This is a genomic window from Actinomycetospora soli, from assembly GCF_021026295.1.
GTDB lineage: Bacteria > Actinomycetota > Actinomycetes > Mycobacteriales > Pseudonocardiaceae > Actinomycetospora > Actinomycetospora soli.
Map to the genome: position 1 here is coordinate 98,874 of NZ_JAJNDA010000009.1, position 21,885 is coordinate 120,758.

The following is a 21,885-nucleotide window of genomic DNA, read 5'->3' on the forward strand; positions in this document are numbered from 1 at the left end:
GGCACGACTCCCGGGACGGCGTGTCGGTGGTCTCGATCACACTGACCTGAATGTCGGGATCCGTCCAGCCCTGCCGTCGGGCGCCGCGAGGTGCTAGGGGCGGCGCCGCGCGGCGCGCACCCACAGCCCGCCGACGACCGCCAGGACGACGATCACGACGACGGTGAGGAGCTGGGACACGGCGACGCCGACGCTGACCGGGAGCGCCAGGACCAGGGGCACCCGCAGCAGCGCCTCGGCGAGCAGCCCGACGCCCCACATCGCCGTCATCCCCCGCAGGGTCCGGCGCACCGCGGGCTCCTCCGCGTAGCGGCGGCGCAGCTCCGTCGCGCGGGCGGACCCGGTGCTCTCGAGCGCGGCGAGCACGAGCGGCCGCCCGCGGACGAGGCTGACCAGGAAGGCGACGCCCACCACGGCGGTGCCCACGGAGTCCTTGAGCAGCATCAGCTTCGGGTCGCCGGTCACGAACGAGGCGGCGAGCCCGACCCCGTAGACGCCGAGCATCACCGCCGCGAACGCACTGATCCGCCGGGCCCGGATCGCGACCGCCGCCATCCGCGCGCCCGCGGCCACGGTCGCGGCGAGCAGGGCGGTGGTGTCGCCGACGCCGAGCGCGTGCAGGCCGTAGTAGGTGCCCAGCGGCAGGCCGACGTCGAGGAGCAGACCCTGCAGGCCCTGCCGGACGTCGGCCCGGGGCGAGGTGGCGGGGGCCGTGGTGGTCGCGGTGGTGGTCGCCGTGGTGGTCATGTCGACCACCCTGCGCGGCGGCCGCGGCCGGCACGTCGGCCGCGGGGTGGAGGCGGGGTGGAGATCCTCGCCCGACGACGAACGGGCCGCCCGTCACGGTCGATCGTGACGGACGGCCCGTTCGTGGGTCGGACCCGGCTCAGCTCGAGGGCGCCCGCTCCGTGCCGAGGGTGACCTGGACCTGGCGGGGCGCGGCGTTGCCCGACTGCACGGTCAGCGTCACCTGCGCGCCCGGGTTCTGGGCGCGGACGGCGGCGACGAGGGCGTCACCGTCGTCGATGACGCGGTCGTTCACCTTCGTCACCACGTCGCCCTGCGCGAGCCCGGCGCCGGCGGCCGGACCGCCGGGGGTGACGGCGGCGATCGTCGCACCGTTCGCGTCCGCCCCCTGCTGACCCGACGCGACCTGGACGCCGAGGACCGCCTGCGTGGCGAAGCCCTGCTGCGCGAGCTGGTCGCCGATGCGCTTGGCCTGGTTGATCGGGATCGCGAAGCCGAGGCCGATCGAGCCGCCCTGCTGGCCGGAGGAGGAGCCGCCGAGCGTCGCGATCGAGCTCGTGATGCCCACGACGCGACCGTTCATGTCGACGAGCGCGCCGCCGGAGTTGCCGGGGTTGATCGCGGCGTCGGTCTGGATGGCGTCGGTGACGGTCGCCTGGCCGGAGCCCTCGCCGCCCGCCACGACCGGGCGGTTGAGCGCGGAGACGATGCCGCTGGTGACGGTGCCCGAGAGGCCGAGCGGCGACCCGACCGCGACCACGCCCTGCCCGACCTGCAGCTGCGACGAGTCGCCCAGCTCGACGGGCGTGAGGCCGGAGACGCCGACGGCGCGCACCACGGCGAGGTCGGCGCTCACGGCCGTGCCGACCACCTGGACCTGCGCGGTCTGCCCGTTCTGGAACACCGCCTCCAGCTGGGGCGCGGCCTGCTGTTGCTGCTGCTGACCACCGCCGAGCAGGCCGCCGAGCCCGCCGAGGCCGCCCGAGGACTGCTGCTGGGGCCGGCCGGCCTCGAGCACGTGGGCGTTGGTGAGGATGAGGCCGTCGGCGGAGATGACGATCCCGGAGCCCTCACCCGAGGCGCCCCGCAGCTGCACGACGCTCGGCAGCACCTTCTGCGCCACCGCCTCGACGGAGCCCGCGGCCGCGGGGGCGGCGGACGAGGAGGACTCCGTGGTGCCGGAGAGCACCGAGGAGCCGCCGGCCGAGGACGCGGCCTCGTAGCCGACGACCCCGCCGATCCCGCCCGCCACGAGCAGGGCGGCGAGAGCGGCCGAGACCAGCACGAGGGGGCTGCGCCGCTTCCGGCCACCCCCGCCGTCCCCGCCGCCGTAGGACGGCTCCCGAGTGGTCGGCGGCGGCGGGCCGGCGGGCGTCCCCGGCGTTCCCGACGGCGGGCCGGGCTGCCAGTGCTGGCCCGTCGGCTGGTTCCACGAGCCGGACGGCTGGTCGGCGCGCGGCATCGTCGCGGTGCCGCCCTGGGCGGGGTCCTCGTAGCGCACGCCGCCGGCAGCGGACCCGTCACGCGGGACAGGGCCGGCGGAGTGGGCGGGTTCGCCGGACTGCGGGGGCCGGGCGAACGGGTCCTGGTCGGTCATGGAAGCGAGGTTTCCCGCGTCGGCTGTGGAGTCACTGTGGACGAGTCTGCAAAGTTCCTGAGAGACGGACATCACCTCCGCGTGGAACCGGACACCGGGGCCCACAGCTCGCACACAGGTCTCCTCCAGCCCGCGGACATGCCCGCTGTCGACGCTGATCGGCATGCACAGGGCGATCACAGGCGAGGCCCACCGATCGTCCACGTCCGACTCCGACGGTGGGGACATGACCGCAACGCTCGCAGCTGCCCGGGCCCTGCCCCGCCCGGCCGTCGAGGCCGCCCCCGACACCCCGGTGCTCGACGTCGTCGTGCCCGTCCACAACGAGGAGCGCGACCTCGGCCCCTGCGTCGAACGGCTGCACGCCCACCTCGCGGCCGCCTTCCCCTACCGGTTCCGCATCACCGTGGCGGACAACGCCTCGACCGACCGCACCCTCGTCGTCGGGAAGGACCTCGCCGCGCAGTACGACGAGGTCCGGATCGTCCACCTCGACGAGAAGGGCCGCGGGCGGGCGCTGCGCGCGGTGTGGTCGGCCTCCGACGCGCCGGTGCTGGCCTACATGGACGTCGACCTGTCGACCGACCTCGCCGCGCTCCTCCCGCTGGTCGCCCCGCTGATCTCCGGGCACTCCGACCTGGCGATCGGCTCGCGCCTGTCCCGCGCCTCGCGCGTGGTCCGCGGCGCGAAGCGCGAGATCATCTCCCGCTGCTACAACGTGCTCCTGCGCGGCACGCTGCGCGCCCGGTTCTCCGACGCGCAGTGCGGGTTCAAGGCGATCCGGCGCGACGTGGCGCAGCGGCTGCTCCCGCTCGTCGAGGACACCGGCTGGTTCTTCGACACCGAACTGCTCGTGCTCGCCGAGCGCTCCGGGCTGCGCATCCACGAGGTGCCGGTGGACTGGGTCGACGACCCCGACTCCCGCGTCGACGTCGTGGCCACCGCCGTCGCGGACCTCAAGGGCGTCGCCCGGGTGGGGAGGGCGCTCGCGACGGGTGCGCTGCCGGTCGCGCAGCTGCGGCAGGAGTTCGGCCGGGAACCGTTGGGCCGAGCCGACGAGACCGCGGGCGTCGCCCCCGGGACCACCGCCCAGATCGTGCGCTTCGCCGCGATCGGCGTCGTCTCGACCCTCGCGTTCCTGCTGCTCTACTCGCTGTTCCGCACCACCCTGCCCGCGCAGGTGTCGAACCTGCTCGCGCTCGTGATCACCGCGGTCGGCAACACCGCCGCGAACCGCCGGCTCACCTTCGGCATCCGCGGGCGCCGCCACGCGACCCGCAGCCAGGTCGAGGGACTCGTCGTCTTCGGGCTCGGCCTCGTCCTGACGTCGGGCTCGCTCGCCCTGCTCGACGTCCTCGCCCCCGGCGCCTCGCACGCCGTGGAGCTGCTCACCCTCGTCATCGCGAACCTCGTCGCGACCCTGCTCCGCTTCGTCGCCTACCGCGCCTGGGTGTTCCACCCGCGCCGCCAGTCCGCCTGACGCCCCTCCCGGTGCAAGCAATGCGTCACCGCGTGCACTGAACGCCAGGAAATCCACACCGTCGATCCGCTCGCCAGGAGCCCGCACCCCGCCATGAGCACCGTCGCCGACGCGCCCGCGTCGACCGCCCCGCCCGAACCACCCGTCGTCGGGAACACCCCGGCCGATCCGCGCTGGGTCCGGCCCACCTTCTGGGTCCTGCTCGCCGCCACCGCGGTGACCTACCTGTGGAACCTCGGCGCCTCCGGCTACGCCAACTCGTTCTACGCGGCCGCCGTGCAGGCCGGGACGCAGTCGTGGAAGGCCTGGCTGTTCGGCGCGCTGGACGCCCCGGGCCTCATCACCGTCGACAAGCCCCCGGCCTCGTTGTGGGTCATGGCGCTGTCGGGGCGGATCTTCGGGTTCTCGTCGTGGTCGCTGCTCGTGCCGCAGGCGCTGATGGGCGTCGCGTCGGTCGCGTTGGTGTACGTGACGTGTCGACGCTGGTCGGGGCCCCGGACGGCCCTCGCCGCGGCTGCGCTGCTGGCCTTCATGCCGGTCGCCGCGCTCATGTTCCGGTTCGACAATCCCGACGCGATGCTCGTGCTCTGCATGGTCGCCGCCGCGGCCGTGACGGTGCGGGCGGTCGACGCGGCCGGCACCCGGGCGGGTACCTGGTGGCTCGTCGCGGCGGGCGCGCTGGTCGGGCTCGGGTTCCTGACGAAGCAGCTGCAGGTCATGCTCGTCGTCCCCGGTCTCGCCCTCGTGTACGCGGTCGTCGCGCCCACCACGCTGCGACGGCGGATCGGTGACCTGCTGGCCGCGGGGGTCGCGGTCGTCGTCTCCGCCGGCTGGTACGTCGCGCTCGTCGAGCTGTGGCCCGCGGCCGACCGGCCCTACATCGGCGGGTCGACGGACAACTCCCTGCTCGAGCTCGCCCTCGGTTACAACGGCTTGGGTCGCATCCTCGGCAACGAGCGCGGTGGCGGTGGCGGTGGCGGTGCCGGGGCCGGGCCGGGCGGGATGCCGGGTGGGATGCCGGGTGGGATGCCGGGGGGCGGGATGCCGCCCGGCGGAGGCCCCGGCGGCGGCGGGTTCGGCGGGTCGCCGAGCCCCTGGCGGATGCTCACCGCGGAGTTCTCCGGCAACGCGTCCTGGCTGCTGCCGGCCGGGTTCGTGCTGCTCGTGGCCGGTCTGTGGTTCACCCGCCGCGCGCCGCGGACCGACCGGACCCGCGGGCTGCTGCTCCTCGGCGGCGCGTGGATGCTCGTCCACACCGTCGTCTTCTCCGCGATGAGCGGGATCATCCACCCCTACTACACGGTTGCGCTCGCCCCCGGCGTCGCCGTCACGGCCGCCGCCGGCGCGTCGGTCCTGTGGCGCGCCCGGGCGTCGCTCGGGGCCCGGATCGTGCTCGCGGTCGTCGTGCTCGGGACCGCGGTGTGGAGCGCCGTCGTCCTGACCCAGGCGGACGCGCTGTCCTGGCTGCGCTGGGTCGTCGTGGTCGCCGGGGTCCTCGGCGCGGTCGGGCTGCTGCTGCCGCGGCTGACCGGACGGCGCGTCGGCGCGGTGGCGGTCGCCGTGCTCGCGCTGATCGGGACGGTCGGCGCCTCGACCGCCTTCGCCGCGGTGACCGCCGCGACGCCGCACCAGGGCTCGATCGTCTCCGCCGGGGCGAACTCCGGGATGGGCGGACCCGGCGGGATGCGACGCGGTGACGACCGACGTCCCGGTGGTCAGCGCGGTGGCCCGGAGGGCGAACAGGCCTCGCCGCAGCTCGTCGCGCTGCTGCAGGGCGCCGGCACCCGGTGGGCGGCCGCGACCACGGGCGCCATGAGCCAGGCCTCGATCCAGCTCGCCGCGGGCGTGCCGGTGATGGCCCTCGGCGGCTTCAGCGGGAGCGACCCGGCGCCCACGCTCGCCCAGTTCCAGGAGGACGTCGCGACCGGCCAGGTCCGGTACTTCGTCCAGGGCGGAGGCCCCGGCGGCGGGGGACCGGGTGGTTTCGCGACGCCGGGTGGGGCCGGTTCCGGCACGGACCGCGCCGACCGCGGTGGGTTCGGCGGCGGCCGCGGTACGAGCGGTGAGATCGCCACGTGGGTCACGACCCACTTCACGAGGATCGACGTGGGCGGGAGGACCGTCTACGACCTGGGCCGTCCGCTCGCCTGAGGGCGTGCGGAGCGGGTCGACGCGGCGGTGTCCTGCCCCCCGGGACACCGTCGCGTCGGCGTGTCCGGCGCGGATCCCACAGACGGCGCTCAGGCTGCGTCCAGGTCCGCGGCGCAGCATCGCTGCCATGAGGTTCTCGCTGCGGTCCGGGCGGCACGCCGTTCCCCACCCGCGGACGCCGGAGCCGGTCGTGCGGGAGCCGCATCCCGGCGCACCGCTCCCGGTGTCGCCGGCCCCCGACCCCCGGCTCGACGACGATGCCCCCGCGACGGTCGAGGTCGTCGCGTCCCGCTCGACGGCCCGGCTGCTCGGCGAGGTGGCCCCGGCGAGCTGGCGGGTCGTCGCCACCGAGCGTCCCTCGCACCACCCCTGCGTCGACTTCGTCGTGCTCGTCGAGCCCGACCCCGCCGTCGTGGTCGACGTGATCGAGCGCCAGCCCGGTGCCGAGGTGGTCGTGCTCCTCGCCCGCCAGGCCCCGACCGAGCGGATCGTGACGATGCTCGACGCCGGCGTCTCGATCTGCCTGCGGGAGAGCCCGGCCCGGCTCGTGGCGGGCCACATGGTGGCGCGGCGGCGCCGTGGGCGGTCGCCGGTGCGGGGCTGAGGCCCGCACGATGTCAGTGGCACGGAGCGCCCTGACGGGCCCGCGGTGCCACTGACTTCTGCCCGGCAGCAGGTGGCCGGCGTCGGCGTCCGGATCCGGACGATGTAACGCCAACGGGATCTCCGGGCGATGCGCCCCTCGAACGGACCTGCGACGACGCGGGTCGGCGAGTCGAGGAGAGCACGTGAGGGTTGGCAGGGGGACCCGCGCCGCCGCGGTCCTGATGGCGGGTCTGGTCGGCGCGGCGGTGATCGCGCCGGGCGTGGCGTTCGCGCAGGCGACCACGCAGGCGGCGTGCGTCGCCGAGAACGGTACGTGGGACGGAACGACCTGCACCCCCGCCTCCGCACCCGACTCCACGGGCGACGGCGGCAGCTCCACCACCGGCACCCCGAGCGACGCGACGGTCGAGCTGACGCCGTCGACCCTGCCGTCCGTCCCGGCAACGCCCGACTCGCCGACCTCCGATGTCCCGGACACCAGCACGACGACGACGCCGGAGAGCGCCGACGCCACGGAGAACGCAGAGGCCCAGGAGCAGGCCGCCGACGACGCCGCCGCGAAGGACGCGGCCGACGCGGTCGCGGCGCAGCAGGTCGCCGCCTCGGCCGTGAGCCCCGCGGAGGTCACCGACTCCCTGCGGAACCTCACCGGGCTCGACCTCGTGTCGGGCCTGCCCATCGCCGACGCCCTCGAGGACCTGCCGACCGGCAACCTCGACCTCGGCGATCTCGAGATCCCGGAGTTCCCCCTCGTCCGGCTCCTTCTCGAGCCCGCGGGACGCCTGTCTGTTCCTGGCCAGCAAGGTCACCGTCGACGACGCGATCAAGGGCGCGGTCGGCCAGCAGTTCGCCTCGTTCTGCGGCGCCCTGCCGGGCTCGTTCGACCCGTCGACCGGCTACGGCAGCCTCCCGGACCTCGTCGTCGTGGTCGACCGGCTCTGCCACCACCTCAAGGACACGCACCACCATCACCACCGGGGTGCCTGGTACTCGCGTGACCTCGACTGCGGTGACTTCGACACCCAGGACGCCGCGCAGGCCGTCTACGAGGCCGACCGCTCCGACCCGAACAACCTCGACGGCGACAACGACGGCGTCGCGTGCGAGGACAACCCGGACGGCTACCGGACCGTCGTCGCGGACTACGACGGCTACCCCCAGGGCGGCGTCGCGACCGGCGACTCCCTCCCGGGCGGTGCGTCCGGCGGTGCGGCCGCCCTCGCGGGTCTCGGCGTCGCGAGCCTGACCGGCGCCACCCGCCGTCGGGACGAGGACGAGCACGAGGAGCTGGTGTGACGCGCACCCGCTCGCCCCTCCTGGTCTGGGCCCTCGCGGCGCTCGCCGCCGTGATCGCCCTGACGGTCCTCATGAACGTCGGTCCGAGCTCGGCGCGCACCGGCACGTCTACGGTCTCGGTGCCGGCCGGGGCGGCGACCGAGGCGCTGCCGCTGGCGGCGTCCGCGCCGGTCGGGATCGAGATCCCGGCGATCGGGGTGACCCGGGACTCGGTGATGAAGCTCGGCTACAACGAGGACCTGTCGCTGCAGGTCCCCACGGACGCCGCGACGGTGGGCTGGTTCTCCCGCGGCGCCGCCCCCGGGACGAACGGGCCCGCGGTCTTCGCCTCGCACGTGAACTACAAGGGCGTCGAGGGCGGGTTCGCGCACCTCGACGCGCTCACCGCCGGCGACGAGATCCTGGTGCACCGGGCGGACGGGTCCGCCGTGGTGTTCGTCGTCGACCGGGTGGAGCAGGCATCGAAGCAGGCCTTCCCCACCGCCCAGGTCTACGGCCCGACCGGGGACGCCCAGATCCGGCTGATCACCTGCGGCGGGGACTTCGACGCCTCCCGGCGCAGCTACGAGGACAACGTCATCGTCTTCGGGCACGCCGAGCGCGCCTGGCGGTAGCTCTCTCACGTCATCCTCAGGTCCGGCGGGGACCCTGGACGCATGACCACCCTCGCGACGCGGCCCACCGTCCCGCTGCATCCGGTCGTCCGGCCCGGCGGGGGGTGGGCCGCGCGCGTGGTCGGCGGGCTCGTGCTCGCGGTGCTCGGGACGGTCGTCACGGCGGCGAGCTGGCTGCTGCTGGTCGACTCCGCCTCCGGTCGACGCCTCGACCACACGGTGATGGTCGCCGTCGAGGACGTGTTCTCCGGGGTGCGCGGCGACGTCCTGGACCTGTTGCGGGTGGTCAGCGTGGCCTCGGTCGGGCTGGCCCTGCTCGCGATCGCGGTGATCGGGCTGTCCCGACGACGGGTCGGTGCGGTCGCCGCGGGCATCACGCTGGTGCTCGTGAGCCAGGCGATCACGCAGGGCCTCAAGGCGGTGCTGCCCCGCGAGGGCGCGGGCGAGAACTCGCTGCCGAGCGGGCACGTGACCGTGATCAGCGCGCTCGTCGTCGCGACCGTGCTCGTGCTGCCCGCCGCGCTGCGCTACGTGGCCGCGGCCGCGGGCCTCGTCGTGATCGCCGGGGCGTCGGTCGCGGTGGTCGCCGCGGGCTGGCACCGGCCCGGGGACGTGCTCGCCGCCTACGGGGTGATCGCGGCGGTCGGGGGCGGGCTGCTCGTGCTGGACGGACTGCGGCGGGCCCTGACCTCCTGACGCCGTCCTGCCGCGTGGGCGGGACCCTCAGACCGGCGCGCTCGCGTCCACGACCCGGATGCCGCCCAGGGAACGCTCGGAGACGTCCGACCACCCGAGGTCGCGCAGCGCGCCCGAGAGCTCGCCCGGCCCGAAGAACCGCGCCTGGCCGACCCGGGCGAACAGCTCGCTCAACGGTCGCAGCAGGCCCGGCGCGTGGGCCGGCACCGCGAAGGCCGCGGTCCCCGCGGGCCGCAGGACCCGGGTGATCTCCCCGAGCGCGGTGGGCAGGTCGGGGACCAGGTGCAGGCACAGCGAGCAGGACACGGCGTCCACCGCGGCGTCGCGGTACGGCAGCGCCATGGCGTCGACGCGGGCGAAGTCGACCTGCGCGAAGGCGGTCGACCGGGCGGCGCGCGCGAGCATCGACTCGGAGAGGTCCGCCGCGAGCACCAGGCCCCGGCGCCCGACCGCCCGGGCGAGCCGGCGGGTGAGGGTGCCCGGGCCGCAGGCCAGGTCGAGCACCGTCTCGCCGCCGACGAGGCCGAGGCGCTCGTCGACCCGGTAGAAGGCGCGCAGGTTGCCGCCGCCGACCAGGCCGGGGACGTAGGCCTCCACCCGGTCGCCCACCGCGAGCAGCCCGTCGTAGCCGCTCGCACCCGACGTCGACTCCCACGCGTCCTGGATGCGACCGCGCGAGCCGGGCCGGCCGTGCACGAGGTCGAGCCACGGACCGCTCGTGTCGGCGGGGACGTCGTCGAGCAGGGCCAGCTGCCGGTCCCGCGCGGTCACGACCCGTCCGGGGAGTGCAGGGCGTGGAACTCCTCGGCGATGAGGTCGACCAGGCGGCGCAGGTCCGGCACGAGGCGGGCGCAGGACACGAGGCCGATGTCGACCGACCCGTCGTAGCTCTGCACCGTGATGTTCAGGCCCTGGCCGTCGGCGACCGCGCTCACCGGGTAGTAGTGCCGCGCCCGCGCCCCGGACATGTACAGCGGCTCCTGCGGGCCGGGCACGTTCGAGACGATCACGTTGAACGGGACGAGGCCGCGGGCCGCCGTCCGCGTCGTGACCCGGCTGATCAGCGTGGTCAGCGCCGGGACGCCCAGGCTCGCGCCCTCCGGGGCGAGTGCGCCGGGCGTCGCCCGGAACACCGCCTTCGCGGTCTGCAGGGCGCGGTGCGACGCGGCGAGGCGCTCGTCGCGATCGGCGACGTCGGTCGGCAGGGACGCGACGGTGGCCGACACCCGGTTCGTCCACCTGTCCGGCTCCCCGCCGGTGCGCAGCGAGACCGGGATCATCGCCGAGAGCGGGGCGTCGGGCAGCGCGTCGTGCTCGAGCAGGTAGGTGCGCAGCGCGCCCGCGCAGGCGGCGACCACGACGTCGTTCACGGTGGCGTCGTGCGCCTTCCCGGCGGCCTTCACCTCGTCGAGGGGCACCGAACGCCGGGCGAACCGGCGGTAGCGGCTGACCGGGGCGTTGAACGGCGTCGCCGGGGCGGGGGTCGCGGGCAGTCGGGGCGACTCGGCGTCGCCGTCGCGTGCGCGCCCGACGTTGAGCACCGCGCCGAGCTGTCCGCGCAGGCTGCGCCGGACCCGGTCGGCGAGGTCGATGACGGCGGGATGGCGCGTCGCGGTCGCGACCTGCTGCCCGGCCTGCGCGGCGAGCAGCAGCGCCCGGCCGGGGCGCTGGAGGCCGTGCCAGGCGGCGCGCCCGAGCAGCCCCGGGAACGACGGCGGGTCCTCCGGGCTCCACCGTCCGGCGTCGGACGGCCGCTCCGCGTCCGGGGCGTCGTCGAGCATGAGCGTGAGCAGCTCCGCGCCGGAGGCCCCGTCGACCGCCGCGTGGTGGACCATCGTCAGCAGCGCGAACCGGCCGTGCGGGGACTCCTCGGTGGGCGCGAGCCCCTCGATGACGTGCGAGACCCACAGCGGGTGCTCGCGGTCCATCGGACCGGCGATGAGTCGCCCGACGAGCTCGTCGAGCTGCTCGTCCGTGCCGGGCGGCGGCACCGCCGAGTGCCGGACGTGGAAGTCCAGGTCGAAGTCGGGGTCGGCGATCCAGTACGGGTGGTCCAGTCCGAGCGGCACCTCCACCAGCCGCCGCCGGAGCGGTTCGAGCAGGTGCAGGCGGTCGGCGAGCTGGCGGCGCCAGGCCGTGAAGGGCTCGTAGTCCGGGTCCGGCTTGTCGAGCACCACGAGTTGGCTGACGTGGGTGAACTGGTGGTCGTCCTCGGCGGCGAGGAACACCGCGTCCAGACCCGACAACTGCTGCACGCGTCTCCTCCCACCGGCCCCGACGCCCTGTGGGCAGGAGTCTGGTCGGTGGCGGGGACGGCGGCCAGTCGGCCGAGTCCTGACCACGGAGAGCGAGATGCGGTGACGCACGGTGTCACCGGGTCGGCGGATCCAGAAAGTCGCGACGTCGCCCGTAACGGTGGCGCGCCGGGCGCGTTAGGGGCTCTGAGTGGTCATGCCGCCGTACGTCGGGGGACGGCGGCGGGCCCGGAGGACGACATCCGCTTCGGAGAGGAACCCCATGGCTCGCCCGCGCCACGCCATGCGTGTGCACCCCCTGCGTTCGAAGGGCGTGGTCGTCGGTGTCCCCGTCGCGGCCGCGGTCGCGTTCGGTGCGCACTCGGTGCTGGGCGTCACGCCCCTCTCCGACCAGCAGGACGTCCCCGCGAGCGCGGCGGCGCCGTCGGCGGCCCCGCTGCAGAGCTACGGCCTGGCGGCCACGCCGCCGCCCACGACGCTCGACCTGCTCTCCGCGCCCGGTGACGAGACCCCGGCGTCGGCCCCGACCGCCGACGCGTCGTCCTCGCCCGCGACGCGCGCCGACACGACCACGACGAAGATCGCGGGCGGTCGGGCGACCGGCGCGTCGGCGGCGCCCACCGCGCAGGCCGAGACGCTCCCGATCGCGGCCCCGGCCGCCGCGCCTGCACCGTCGATGATGACGTTCTCCGGCGGCGACGCCCCGCAGGCGCGGACGGCCGCCGCCGCGCCGCAGCGGTCCGCCCCGCAGGAGCAGGTCGCGTCCCAGCCGCAGGCGGCCGAGGACGACGGCGGGTCGCAGCGCTCCTCGGGCGGGGCGCTGCTCGGACTCGACCTCGGCGTCGCGAAGGTCTCGGTGCTCTCCTTCGGCGGGTGATCGACCGGCGGACCGGCCTGCGGAAGGATGCCGGTCCATGAGCAAGGCCCTCGACGAACTCGTCGGTGACGTCCTGGACCTCGAGGACATCGAGCGCGACATCTTCCGCGGCCGCAGCCCGCAGGAGTCGTTGCTGCGTGTCTTCGGCGGCCAGGTCGCCGCCCAGGCGATGGTGGCCGCCGGGCGCACGGTCGACGACGACCGCGCCGTCCACTCCCTGCACGGCTACTTCCTGCGCCCGGGCGACCCGTTCGCCCCGATCGTCTACGAGGTCGACCGGGCCCGCGACGGCCGGTCGTTCACCACGCGCCGGGTCACCGCGGTGCAGCACGGCGAGACGATCTTCACGATGTCGGCGTCGTTCCAGCGCCCGGAGGAGGGCGTGGAGCACCAGGCGCCGATGCCGGAGACCCCCGGCCCGGACGGGCTCGCGCGCCGGGACATGCCGCCGGTCCCTGCCGACCGCCCCGCCTGGACGACGACGGGCAAGGCGCTGACCTGGCCGCTCGACGTCCGCTACGTCGATCACGCGCCGTGGGACGACACCGCCGACCGTCCGCCCCGCAACCGGGTCTGGATCCGCGCGGACGGCGACCTGCCCGACCCGTCCGCCCCGGGCGGGCGGCTGCTGCACGTCTGCGTGCTGACCTACGCCAGCGACCTTACCCTGCTCGAGGCGGCCGTCTTCCCGCACGTGCAGGGCGGCGCCGCGGCCCGCGACGTCAGCCTCGCGAGCCTCGACCACGCCGTCTGGTTCCACCGGCCGTTCCGCGCCGACGACTGGCTGCTCTACGTGCAGGAGTCACCGAACGCGGGCGGCGGGCGCGGCCTCGCGTCGGGCCGGCTCTACCGCGCCGACGGGACCCTGGTGGCGAGCGTCGTGCAGGAGGGCCTCATCCGGCGTCGCCGCCCGGCCTGACCCGCGTGGCAGGAAAGCGTCGTTGCTGTCACGCGGTGACAGCAACGACGCTTTCCTGCCATCGGGCGGGGCGGCACCGGGAGGTGCTCAGACCGGGGACGGGACCGCCGCGCGGGCATCCGGGCCGGCCGCACCCGTCGTCGGGAAGTCCGCGGCGCGGCCGAAGAACTCGAAGTCCTCGGGTCGGAAGCGTCGGGTCTCGGCCCAGTACCGCACGGTGAAGCCGGGCCAGATGGTCCGGTTCACCCCGGCGGAGTCGAGGTACCACGACGTGCAGCCCCCGCGTGTCCAGATGCCCTTCTCCAGGCGTTCCATGACGGCGGCGTTGGACCGCTGCATCACCTCGGAGCGGACGTCGAGGCCCGAGCAGCCGTAGCCGTGGACCGCCGAGATCGCCTGGGCGACGTAGCGCGCCTGGCACTCGATCATGAACACGACGGAGTTGTGGCCGAGACCGGTGTTCGGGCCGAGCAGGAGGAACAGGTTCGGGAAGTCGGTGACCGTGATCCCGTAGTGCGTCCGCATCCCGAGGTCGCCCCACGTCTCGCGCAGGGTGCGCCCGCCGCGGCCGGTGAACGTCAGGCCTTCGAAGGCGTCGGTGACGTGGAAGCCGGTGCCGTAGATGATGACGTCGGCCGGGTGCTCGACGCCGTCGTGGTCGACCACGCCGTGCTCGGTCACCTCGGCGATCCCGCTCGACACCACGTCGACGTTCGGGCGCGCGAGGGCCGGGTAGTAGTCGTTCGACACGAGCACCCGCTTGCAGCCCAGCGAGTAGCGCGGGGTCAGCCGGTCGACGAGGTCCGGGTCGGAGATCGAGCGTTCGATGTGCTTGCGCGCCACCCACTCGGCGGGGCGCAGCAGCTCCGGTCGGCTCATGAACCCGAACGCCCGGGACTCGAGGCCGGCGTAGAGCGCGGCCCGGTACGCGCGCTGCACGACCGGCGCCTTCTCGAAGAGCCGCTTGCGCCACTCGCCGATCGGGTGGTCGCCCTTCGGCAGCACCCACGCCGGGGTCCGCTGGAAGAGCGTGAGCTGCGCGGCGAGCGGGGCGATGCGGGGCACGAACTGGATCGCGCTGGCCCCGGTCCCGACGACCGCCACGCGCTTGCCGCGCAGGTCCACGTCGTGGCGCCACTGCGCCGAGTGGAACGTCTCGCCGCGGAAGCGCTCCGCGCCCGGCAGCGTCGGCGTCGACGGCAGGTGCAGGGCGCCCACGCCGGAGATCAGGAAGCGGCAGCGGTACTCACCGGTCGTCGTGTGGACCGTCCAGGTCCGCGACTCCTCGTCCCACGTCGCGCCGGTCATCTCCGTGGAGAACCGGACGAGCCGACGCAGGTCGTGCCGGTCGGCGAGCCGCTCGAGGTAGTCGTGGATCTCCGGCTGGGGCGAGTACGAGCGCGACCAGTCCGGGTTCGGGTCGGTCGAGAGCGAGTACATGTGCGACGGGATGTCGCACGCGCACCCGGGGTAGGTGTTGTCCCGCCACGTGCCCCCGACGCCGCGGTCGGCCTTCTCCAGGATCACGACGTCGGTGATCCCCGCCTCGCGCAGCGCGAGCGCCTGCCCGAGCCCGGAGAACCCGGTCCCGACGATCACGACCTCACTGAACAAGGGACGCCTCCTTCTCGACGGCAGGTGCGGGGACGCCGGCGGCCTCGAGGAGGCCCTGCAGGTGCGCGGCCACCTCCGGCGACCGTTCGAAGGTGATCATGTGGCCCGCGCCCGGGAGCACGACGAGCTCGGCGTCGGGCAGGGCGGCGGCGATGGTGTGCGCGTGGTCGACCGGGCAGAGCCGGTCCCGCGAGCCCACGAGGACCACCGTCGGGACGCCGTGCAGCGACTCCAACGACGACGTCCGCCGGTGCTCGCCGATCGAGTTGCGGAAGGCGAGGACGGCGACCGGGTCGGCCGCGAAGGTCTGCTCGGCGACGCTGAGCACGTCCGCGCGGCGGGGCCGGCGGCCGAACACGAGGGCCTGCACGAGCGGCGCGAGGGCGATCGACCGCGCGTGGGTGCCGCTGCCCTCGGGATCGGCGCGCGCGACCGGCGCCCGGTTGCCCAACGAGGCCAGGAACGGCATCACGGCGCGCTCCCCGTGGGCGACGAAGGCGCCCCGGCGGCCGGGCAGGCCGAGGGTCAGCTCGGCCATGTCGTCGCTGGCGGTCGCGACGAAGCCGGCGCCGCGCACCCGCTCGCGCACCAGGTCGGGGTGCCGCTCGGCCAGCGCCATGAGCGTCATGCCGCCCATGGAGTGGCCGGCGAGGACCACCGGACCGTCGACGTGGTCGCGCAGCAGGGCCGCGAGGTCGTCGGCGGCCTTGCCGATCGTGGACGCGTGCTCGCCGCCGGACTCCGACCCGCCGTGCCCGCGGTGGTCGTAGCGCACGATCTCGCTCGTCACGCCCGCGCGGCGCAGGTCGCGGACGACGCGGTCCCAGGTCCGGAGATCCTGGGACCAGCCGTGGGCGAGGACCAGGGTGGGCACACCGGCCGTCCGGGACCCGCTCCGCGCCACGCGCAGCGTGATCCCGGTGGCGAGGGACAGCGGACCGACGGATTCGTCCATGATCACTTCTCCAGCAGGAAGGACTTCTTCCACAGGGCCTTACCCGGTCCGGCGACCATCCCCGCCTCGTCCAGGAACGCGAGGATCTTCTCGCCGCCGAAGCGGATCATCTCGCGGTGGTGCGGGTTGGCCAGCGCGGCGCGGCGGCCCTCGGCGGGGTCGATCCCGACGGCGGCGTAGACCTTCGGGTTGATCAGGCTGCGGACCACGAAGAACGACGTGAAGGCGCACATGAAGCGCTGGTAGGCGAGCTCGGCGCGGGAGAGCTCGGCGAGGCCGCGCGTGACCTCGTCGCGGGCGAAGGCGACGTGGCGCGCCTCCTCCATGATGTGGATGCGGTTGACCTGGCGCATCAGCGGCTGGATGCGGTCGTCGTTCGCCTGCTCGCGCTGCAGGCGGTCGAGCACCTCCTCGGCGACGAGGATCGAGGCGTACGCGGCCGGGCCCCAGTTGACGACCGAGAACAGCTTGCCGAGCTGGTGCACGAACGGGATCGGGCCGTAGGGCTCGACCCCGGCGCGGTGCACGAGCCGCGCGAACATCTGGGAGTGCCGGCACTCGTCGGCGACCTCGGTGAGGGCCCACTGGGCGCGCTCGCTGGTCGGGTCGTCGGCGTAGAAGTCCTTGAGCAGCCGCTGCATCAGCAGGGTCTCGAACCAGAGCCCGACGCTCGCGACGCTGCAGGCCTCGTGCTTGCCGAGCTCGATGCGCTGCTCCGGGGTCAGGCGCTCCCACAGCTCGGTGCCGTAGAGCGACACGCGGTGCTCGGGCACCCAGATCTTCCCGTCGACCAGCGGCGCGTCCCAGTCGATGTCGACGTCCGGGTCGTAGGACTTCTTGGCGGCGGAGCGCAGCAGGCGCGCCGCGACGGCCTGACCGTCGGGGTCGCTGGGGCGGGTCGTCGCGGGCGCCGACATGGCGTCGTCCTCTCGATGGCCTCACGGAGGCGTCGTACGGGGGAGCAGCTGAGGGGTACGAACTGTATCCCCAACTTCTTGTACGTCTTACCGCTGGTAACCGTAACTGGTGGTAGCGTCTTCGCCCATGGCCGACGGTGTCAAGCCGACGCGGGGCGGTAAGCCCCCATCTCGTGACGGGCGTCGCACCCGCTGGACGAAGCACCGTGAGGAGCGGCGGGCCGAGTTCGTCGAGGCCGCGATGCGGGTCCTCGCCGAGGTCGGACCCGACTTCGGGATCGAGCAGGTGGCGATCGAGGCCGGCGTCACGAAGCCGGTGCTCTACCGCCACTTCTCCGACAAGGCCGACCTCGTCGAGGCCATGGGTGAGCGCGGGACGCACATCCTGCTCGACCGGCTGATCCCCGCGCTGAACTCGGAGGAGGCCCCGCTCCCGCGCATCCGCAAGTCGATCGACGCGGTGCTCGGGACGCTCGAGGACTACCCGAACCTCTACTGGGTGCTGGCCCGCCACGGCCACGGCCAGGAGGTGGTCCAGGCCGACAAGGAGATCATCGCGACGGCCCTGTCCGCCCTGCTCGGGGACTACCTGCGGGCGTTCGGGCTGGACTCCGGCGCCGCCGAGCCGTGGGCGTACGGCGTCGTCGGGCTCGTGCAGAACACCGCGGAGTGGTGGCTGGAGCGGCGCTCGATGAGCCGCGACTCGGTGACCGAGTACCTGACCATGCTCGTCTGGGCGGCGATCGACGGGTTCGCGCGCCAGCGCGAGGTCGTCATCGACCCGAACGTGCCGCTGGAGATCAACAAGGTGATCCAGATGTCTCCCGGAGGATCGTCCGGGAGCAGCGAGTCCGATGTCGCCGAGGCTGGGAACGGGGATCGATGACGACCACCGATCACGACGACGATGACGACGGGTACCGCGGTCCCGCCTCGCTGCGGTTGGCCGACGGCCAGGTGCTCGAGGTCGAGGTGACGCTGCGCGGGTACGTCGAGCCGCTCGACGGCCGCTACCACTGGTACGGCCGCGTGGCCGTGCACGCGGAGCTCGAGACCCTGCTGGGCGGACGGCGCGCGCAGGCCGTCGTGTCGACGCCGCAGGGCGAGGCGGCGGGGGAGCTCTCCGACGTCGACCCGTGGGGCCGCTACCGGATCACCGGCGTCTCCACGCCGCCGTTCGCCGTGGGCACGGAGGTGTCGGCATGAGCGAGCGCGACGCGATCATCGACGCCATCGCCTCCCCGCAGCGCGCGGTCCGCGACATCTCCGGTCTGATCGGCGACCGCGTCGCCTTCGGACCGGTGCCCGCGGGGCCCGGCGGCATGGCCACCGCCACGGCCGTCGGCACGGTCGGCGCCCTGCGGGGACGCCAGCAGGGGCACGGCCGGACCGAGGTGCACGTCCCGGTCCACCTCGACGTCACCGTCGACCTCGGTGCCCGCACCGTCCCGGTCGACGCCCGCATGACGGTCCGCATCGGACTCGAGGCCTGCCTCGCGCCCGACGCCGACCACATCGTCGTCGAGGTCGACGAGATCGGCCCGGGCGACATCGCGCTGGAGACGAAGACCTCCGGCATCGGCGGTGTCCTCGTGCGGCGGCTCGGCAACCTCGACGCCGAGATCCGCCACCACGTGATCGGCTACGTCACCGAGATCCTGGCCTCCCCCGAGGCCCGCGACCTGCGGCGCATCGATCTCGACGAGGCGTCGGACACCGCGTAGCGGCCGCCGTGCCACCGGTCATGACGTCAGGACCGGTGGCACGTCACCGAGTGGCGCGGTCCCGACGTCGGGGATGAGCGGTCGCCGCGGCCTTGCGCCCGGCTCGGCGGACCGCACTCAGCCGGAGCGACGACGGGCCGGCCGGTCGGACGCCGAGCGTCGCGGGGTCTGGCGGGCGTTCTCCGCGTCGTCGGTCCGGATGACGTCCGACGTCGAGCGCCGCGGTCGCTGCCCTCCGTTCCGCGTGCCGGTCGCGGACCACTGGGGCTTGTCCGAGTCGGCGCGACCCGACTGCTGTCCGCCGGTCCGGGTGCCGGTCGCGGACCGTTGGGGCTTGTCCGAGTCGGCGCGACCCGGTCGCTCCCGACGCGAGGACTGCTCGCCCGTCCCGGTCCGGCTGCGGCGTCGTGTGGCGGTGCCGTCCTCGGGGTCGTCCCGGCCACTGCTGTCCGCGTCGGCGATGGAGCTCCCGACCTGTTCGTCGACGTCGGACGTGGTGTTACCCGTGTCCTCGTCCTGGTCGTCGTCCTCGTCGTCGTCCGACGAGCTCGCGGCGTCGTCGTCCTCCCCGGCGTCCTCGGATGCCTCGTCGGTGTCCCAGCCGTCGTCGGAGTCCGTGTCCGTGTCGTCGATCTGCTCGTCGTCGGAGTCGTCGTCGGAGTCGTCGTCGGCGGTCAGTCCGGTGTCCTCGGCCTGCCCGGTGTCGGCGTCGGTCTCGTCGGCGTCGGTGTCGGTGTCGTCCGACTCCTCGTCGCCGGCGTCCTCCACGGAGTCCTCGTCCTCCGCGGACTCATCGGTCGTGGCGCTTTCCTCGCTGTCCTCGGCGACCCCGTCGGACTCATCGGTCTCGTCGGACTCAGCTGACTCGTCGTCGGTGTCCACGGTCGCGTCGGCCTGGTCGTCGGCGTCCTCCGCCACGACGTTCTCGCCATCGGCGTCCTGCTCGTCGGCGTCCTGATCGTCGGCGTCCTGCTCGTCGGCGTCCTGGTCCTCGGCGTCCTCCGCCACGACCTCCTCGCCGTCGTCGTCCTGCTCGCCGGCGAGCGTGTCGCCGTCGGTGTCGACGTCGGCCTCCGGGACGGCGCTCTCGGCGTCGCCCTCCGGCGGCGCGTCCGACCCCGCCCGGCGGCCCTCGCCCGACTCGCCCGCCGGGATCATCGCCACCGCCTCGCCCGGCGCGAGGATCGCGTGCGCGAACCGTCGTTGGGCAGCGAGCATCCGCTCGAGGACGTCGAACATGTCGTCCACCAGGACGGCGGCCGCCGTGCGGTCCGGCCGGGGGAAACCGCCCAGCAGGCGGATGGTGTCGTCGGGCTCGCTCATGGCACTCCTCGTCCGTGGTCCGCGGGGGCGCTCCCCGGGATGCGCGGGCGTGCCCGCTCCGTGGGGTCGCCTGACCGTCGAGGCGCGAAGTGGGTGCCGAGGGCGGAGCGCCGTCGACCGAACCGCCGCGGCGCCCGCGCATCTGCGGCGTCGCCGTGCCAGCGTCTGCCGGATCGGTCCGCGGTCAGCTTGTCGTGGGCCCTTGGCGGTCGCCCCGGGTCTTGTCGTGGTGATTCACCACGACAAGGTGGCCGGTGGGTGGGCGCAGGCCGCGACAAGGTGGCTGGGGTCGGCCGGTGGGTGGGCGCAGGCCGCGACAAGGTGGCTGGGGTCGGCTGGTGGCTGGGGGTCGCCGTGTCCGCGTGTGCCGGATCGGTCTGCGGTCAGCTTGTCGTGGGCTCTTGACGGTCGGCCCGGGTCTTGTCGTGGTGATTCACCACGACAAGGTGGCCGGTGGGTGGGCGCAGGCCGCGACAGGGTGGCTGGGGTCGGCTGGTGGCTGGGGGTCGCCGTGTCCGCGTGTGCCGGATCGGTCCGCGGTCAGCTTGTCGTGGGCCCCTGGGGGTCGGTCCGGATCTTGTCGTGGTGATTCACAACGACAAGGTGGCCGGCGGGTGGGCGCAGGCCGCGACAAGGTGGCCCGGGGCGGTCGGCGGGTGGCAGTAGGCCGCGACATGGCGGGCGCCGGCCACCACGGTCGGACGCCCCCGGAAGGCGACCCGACCCGCCGTCGGGAACGCCACCTACGTCGGGCGCACCAGGTCCATGAACGCCGCGCGGTCGACGACCTTCACGCGCGGCCGACCGCCGGGCTCCCCGGCGGCCCGCTCGTGGGCGTCGATGGCCTCCCAGCCGTCGAGGTCGACGAGGTCGGAGCAGCGGCCCGACAGCCACTCCTCGACCTCTTCCGCGCTCGCGACGGACGCGCCGTCGCGGGCGCCGGTCGCGAGGTCGGCGAGCAGCCCGCGGACGGTCTCGTTGGCGTCCTTGCGGTTCGTGCCGATGATCCCGGTGGGGCCCCGCTTGATCCAGCCGACGACGTACTCGCGCTCCCGGCCCTCGATGCGGCCCTCGGTGTGCGGGATCGTCCCCGAGCCCTCGTCGAAGGGGACCCCGGGCAGCGCCATGCCCTTGTAGCCGACCGCCCGGAACACGAGGCCGCACTCGACGGTCTCGCGCTCCCCGGTGTCGACGGGCCGCACCCGGCCGTCGTCGGAGGTCTCGAGCCGGTTGACGGCGAGCTCGACGCCCGTCACCGGCCCGTCCTCGCCGTCGCCCAGGAGGCGCAGCGGCGAGCGCAGGAAGCGGAACTCCATGCGGCGGGCCGCGTCGGGGTCGGGGCCGCGCTCGGCCCAGCCCCGCAGGATCTCCACGTTGCGCCGGGTGCCCTTGGCCAGCTCGGCGTCGCCGTCGGCGGACGGGATCTGGGCCGGATCGACCACCGTGGTCAGCCCCTCGATGTCGTCGAGCTCCCGCAGCTCGGTGGTGGTGAAGGCGGCCTCGACGGGCCCGCGCCGGCCGCACACCACGACCTCGCGCACCGCGGAGCCCACGAACCCCTCGATCGCGTGGTCGGCGGTGTCGGTGGCGCGCAGGTCGGCCTCGCCGAGCAGCAGCATGCGGGCCACGTCCAGCGCCACGTTGCCGGCGCCGATCACGACGGCGCGGTCGGCGGAGAGGTCGGGATCGAGGTCCACGTAGTCGGGGTGGCCGTTGTACCACCCGACGAAGTCCACCGAGGCGAGGCTGCCGGGGCGGTCCTCGCCTTCGATGCCGAGCCGGCGCTCGGTCTGCGAACCCACCGCGTAGATCACGGCGTCGTAGCGGTCGAGGAGCTCGTCGACGGTCACGTCCTCGCCGATGTGCACGTGTCCGAAGAACCGGAACCCGGGCCGGGCCGCGATCTTCTCGTACTGGTTGCTCACCGACTTGATCTTCGGGTGGTCGGGGGCGACCCCGGCGCGGACCAGACCCCACGGGGTGGCCAGCCGGTCGTACATGTCGACCCGGACCGGTGGGTCCTCCGAGTCGAGGAGGGCGCCCGCCGCGTAGAACCCCGACGGGCCCGAGCCGACGATCGCCACGGCATGGGTCCTCATGTCGTGATCCTGTCG

The 21,885-nt window shown here is 74.4% G+C and carries 21 protein-coding genes; 12 read left to right on the forward strand and 9 right to left on the reverse strand.

Annotated features, from left to right (window positions below; genetic code table 11):
* Positions 1–93: 93 nt before the first annotated feature.
* Both LN037_RS16285 and LN037_RS16290 read right to left on the reverse strand, forming a co-directional pair.
* Positions 94–747: a VC0807 family protein gene (locus tag LN037_RS16285; protein ID WP_230754423.1), complete on the reverse strand. Its 654-nt coding sequence runs from the start codon at positions 745–747 to the stop codon at positions 94–96.
* 139 nt (positions 748–886) lie between these two features.
* Positions 887–2,344 carry a S1C family serine protease gene (locus LN037_RS16290; RefSeq protein WP_230754424.1) on the reverse strand — a complete coding sequence of 486 codons (1,458 nt, stop codon included), beginning with the start codon at positions 2,342–2,344 and terminating at the stop codon, positions 887–889.
* A 226-nt stretch (positions 2,345–2,570) separates the two neighbouring features.
* Here LN037_RS16290 and LN037_RS16295 point away from each other — a divergent pair, with 226 nt between their 5' ends.
* From LN037_RS16295 to LN037_RS16325, 7 genes are all read left to right on the forward strand, one after another.
* Positions 2,571–3,824 (forward strand): bifunctional glycosyltransferase family 2/GtrA family protein, encoded by a 1,254-nt coding sequence (locus LN037_RS16295; RefSeq protein WP_230754425.1) that lies wholly within the window; start codon positions 2,571–2,573, stop codon positions 3,822–3,824.
* 93 nt (positions 3,825–3,917) lie between these two features.
* Positions 3,918–5,975, forward strand: a complete 2,058-nt coding sequence (locus tag LN037_RS16300; RefSeq protein ID WP_230754426.1) for an ArnT family glycosyltransferase — start codon at positions 3,918–3,920, stop codon at positions 5,973–5,975.
* 127 nt (positions 5,976–6,102) lie between these two features.
* Positions 6,103–6,579 carry a hypothetical protein gene (locus LN037_RS16305; protein WP_230754428.1) on the forward strand — a complete coding sequence of 159 codons (477 nt, stop codon included), beginning with the start codon at positions 6,103–6,105 and terminating at the stop codon, positions 6,577–6,579.
* A 184-nt stretch (positions 6,580–6,763) separates the two neighbouring features.
* The gene (locus tag LN037_RS33680) at positions 6,764–7,579 is read left to right on the forward strand and encodes a hypothetical protein (protein WP_230754429.1); all 816 of its coding nucleotides are present in this window, start codon (positions 6,764–6,766) and stop codon (positions 7,577–7,579) included.
* Positions 7,506–7,877: an excalibur calcium-binding domain-containing protein gene (locus LN037_RS16315; RefSeq protein ID WP_230754431.1), complete on the forward strand. Its 372-nt coding sequence runs from the start codon at positions 7,506–7,508 to the stop codon at positions 7,875–7,877. The genes LN037_RS33680 and LN037_RS16315 overlap by 74 nt, the downstream gene beginning before the upstream one ends.
* The gene (locus LN037_RS16320) at positions 7,874–8,491 is read left to right on the forward strand and encodes a class F sortase (protein WP_230754433.1); all 618 of its coding nucleotides are present in this window, start codon (positions 7,874–7,876) and stop codon (positions 8,489–8,491) included. The genes LN037_RS16315 and LN037_RS16320 overlap by 4 nt, the downstream gene beginning before the upstream one ends.
* 42 nt (positions 8,492–8,533) lie before the next feature.
* Positions 8,534–9,187, forward strand: coding sequence for a phosphatase PAP2 family protein (locus tag LN037_RS16325; RefSeq protein ID WP_230754435.1), 654 nt, complete (start codon positions 8,534–8,536; stop codon positions 9,185–9,187).
* 27 nt (positions 9,188–9,214) lie between these two features.
* Here the strand turns inward: LN037_RS16325 and LN037_RS16330 are convergent, their stop codons facing one another.
* Positions 9,215–9,958, reverse strand: coding sequence for a methyltransferase domain-containing protein (locus tag LN037_RS16330; RefSeq protein WP_230754436.1), 744 nt, complete (start codon positions 9,956–9,958; stop codon positions 9,215–9,217).
* Positions 9,955–11,442, reverse strand: coding sequence for a WS/DGAT/MGAT family O-acyltransferase (locus tag LN037_RS16335; RefSeq protein WP_230754438.1), 1,488 nt, complete (start codon positions 11,440–11,442; stop codon positions 9,955–9,957). Before LN037_RS16335 ends, LN037_RS16330 begins: the two co-directional genes overlap by 4 nt.
* A 262-nt stretch (positions 11,443–11,704) precedes the next feature.
* On the opposite strand from LN037_RS16335, the gene LN037_RS16340 reads away from it, so the two are divergent.
* Both LN037_RS16340 and LN037_RS16345 read left to right on the forward strand, forming a co-directional pair.
* Positions 11,705–12,319 carry a hypothetical protein gene (locus LN037_RS16340; protein WP_230754440.1) on the forward strand — a complete coding sequence of 205 codons (615 nt, stop codon included), beginning with the start codon at positions 11,705–11,707 and terminating at the stop codon, positions 12,317–12,319.
* Positions 12,320–12,356: 37 nt separating this feature from the next.
* The gene (locus LN037_RS16345) at positions 12,357–13,238 is read left to right on the forward strand and encodes an acyl-CoA thioesterase (RefSeq protein ID WP_230754442.1); all 882 of its coding nucleotides are present in this window, start codon (positions 12,357–12,359) and stop codon (positions 13,236–13,238) included.
* An 87-nt stretch (positions 13,239–13,325) separates the two neighbouring features.
* Here LN037_RS16345 and LN037_RS16350 read toward each other — a convergent pair whose 3' ends face one another.
* From LN037_RS16350 to LN037_RS16360, 3 genes are read right to left on the reverse strand one after another with little or no spacing between them, the layout of a single operon-like run.
* Positions 13,326–14,852 carry a flavin-containing monooxygenase gene (locus tag LN037_RS16350; protein WP_230754444.1) on the reverse strand — a complete coding sequence of 509 codons (1,527 nt, stop codon included), beginning with the start codon at positions 14,850–14,852 and terminating at the stop codon, positions 13,326–13,328.
* A complete protein-coding gene (locus LN037_RS16355; protein ID WP_230754446.1) occupies positions 14,842–15,807 on the reverse strand; it encodes an alpha/beta fold hydrolase in 966 nt (321 codons plus the stop codon). Before LN037_RS16355 ends, LN037_RS16350 begins: the two co-directional genes overlap by 11 nt.
* Positions 15,808–15,809: 2 nt before the next feature.
* Positions 15,810–16,724 (reverse strand): AurF N-oxygenase family protein, encoded by a 915-nt coding sequence (locus LN037_RS16360; RefSeq protein ID WP_230754448.1) that lies wholly within the window; start codon positions 16,722–16,724, stop codon positions 15,810–15,812.
* 127 nt (positions 16,725–16,851) lie between these two features.
* Here LN037_RS16360 and LN037_RS16365 point away from each other — a divergent pair, with 127 nt between their 5' ends.
* Genes LN037_RS16365 through LN037_RS16375 form a run of 3 tightly spaced genes read left to right on the forward strand, consistent with a single transcriptional unit; the run spans position 16,852 to position 18,448 of the window.
* On the forward strand, positions 16,852–17,610 hold the full coding sequence (locus LN037_RS16365; RefSeq protein WP_230754450.1) for a TetR/AcrR family transcriptional regulator: 759 nt from the start codon (positions 16,852–16,854) through the stop codon (positions 17,608–17,610).
* Positions 17,607–17,930, forward strand: a complete 324-nt coding sequence (locus LN037_RS16370) for a DUF4873 domain-containing protein (RefSeq protein WP_230754452.1) — start codon at positions 17,607–17,609, stop codon at positions 17,928–17,930. Before LN037_RS16365 ends, LN037_RS16370 begins: the two co-directional genes overlap by 4 nt.
* Positions 17,927–18,448, forward strand: a complete 522-nt coding sequence (locus LN037_RS16375) for a hypothetical protein (RefSeq protein WP_230754454.1) — start codon at positions 17,927–17,929, stop codon at positions 18,446–18,448. Before LN037_RS16370 ends, LN037_RS16375 begins: the two co-directional genes overlap by 4 nt.
* Before the next feature lie 117 nt (positions 18,449–18,565).
* Here LN037_RS16375 and LN037_RS16380 read toward each other — a convergent pair whose 3' ends face one another.
* Positions 18,566–19,771 carry a hypothetical protein gene (locus LN037_RS16380; RefSeq protein WP_230754455.1) on the reverse strand — a complete coding sequence of 402 codons (1,206 nt, stop codon included), beginning with the start codon at positions 19,769–19,771 and terminating at the stop codon, positions 18,566–18,568.
* A gap of 743 nt (positions 19,772–20,514) precedes the next feature.
* Positions 20,515–21,870: an FAD-dependent oxidoreductase gene (locus tag LN037_RS16385; RefSeq protein WP_230754457.1), complete on the reverse strand. Its 1,356-nt coding sequence runs from the start codon at positions 21,868–21,870 to the stop codon at positions 20,515–20,517.
* Positions 21,871–21,885 lie beyond the last annotated feature (15 nt).

Excerpts from the sequence above, each read along its gene's own strand:
- LN037_RS16380 (WP_230754455.1), bottom strand. The coding sequence starts at position 19,771 with ATGAGCGAGCCCGACGACACCATCCGCCTGCTGGGCGGTTTCCCCCGG.
- LN037_RS16360 (WP_230754448.1), bottom strand. The coding sequence starts at position 16,724 with ATGTCGGCGCCCGCGACGACCCGCCCCAGCGACCCCGACGGTCAGGCC.
- LN037_RS16285 (WP_230754423.1), bottom strand. The coding sequence starts at position 747 with ATGACCACCACGGCGACCACCACCGCGACCACCACGGCCCCCGCCACC.
- LN037_RS16325 (WP_230754435.1), top strand. The coding sequence starts at position 8,534 with ATGACCACCCTCGCGACGCGGCCCACCGTCCCGCTGCATCCGGTCGTC.
- LN037_RS16290 (WP_230754424.1), bottom strand. The coding sequence starts at position 2,344 with ATGACCGACCAGGACCCGTTCGCCCGGCCCCCGCAGTCCGGCGAACCC.
- LN037_RS16370 (WP_230754452.1), top strand. The coding sequence starts at position 17,607 with ATGACGACCACCGATCACGACGACGATGACGACGGGTACCGCGGTCCC.
- LN037_RS16295 (WP_230754425.1), top strand. The coding sequence starts at position 2,571 with ATGACCGCAACGCTCGCAGCTGCCCGGGCCCTGCCCCGCCCGGCCGTC.
- LN037_RS16345 (WP_230754442.1), top strand. The coding sequence starts at position 12,357 with ATGAGCAAGGCCCTCGACGAACTCGTCGGTGACGTCCTGGACCTCGAG.
- LN037_RS16375 (WP_230754454.1), top strand. The coding sequence starts at position 17,927 with ATGAGCGAGCGCGACGCGATCATCGACGCCATCGCCTCCCCGCAGCGC.
- LN037_RS16340 (WP_230754440.1), top strand. The coding sequence starts at position 11,705 with ATGGCTCGCCCGCGCCACGCCATGCGTGTGCACCCCCTGCGTTCGAAG.
- LN037_RS16355 (WP_230754446.1), bottom strand. The coding sequence starts at position 15,807 with ATGGACGAATCCGTCGGTCCGCTGTCCCTCGCCACCGGGATCACGCTG.
- LN037_RS16300 (WP_230754426.1), top strand. The coding sequence starts at position 3,918 with ATGAGCACCGTCGCCGACGCGCCCGCGTCGACCGCCCCGCCCGAACCA.
- LN037_RS16385 (WP_230754457.1), bottom strand. The coding sequence starts at position 21,870 with ATGAGGACCCATGCCGTGGCGATCGTCGGCTCGGGCCCGTCGGGGTTC.
- LN037_RS16365 (WP_230754450.1), top strand. The coding sequence starts at position 16,852 with ATGGCCGACGGTGTCAAGCCGACGCGGGGCGGTAAGCCCCCATCTCGT.
- LN037_RS16305 (WP_230754428.1), top strand. The coding sequence starts at position 6,103 with ATGAGGTTCTCGCTGCGGTCCGGGCGGCACGCCGTTCCCCACCCGCGG.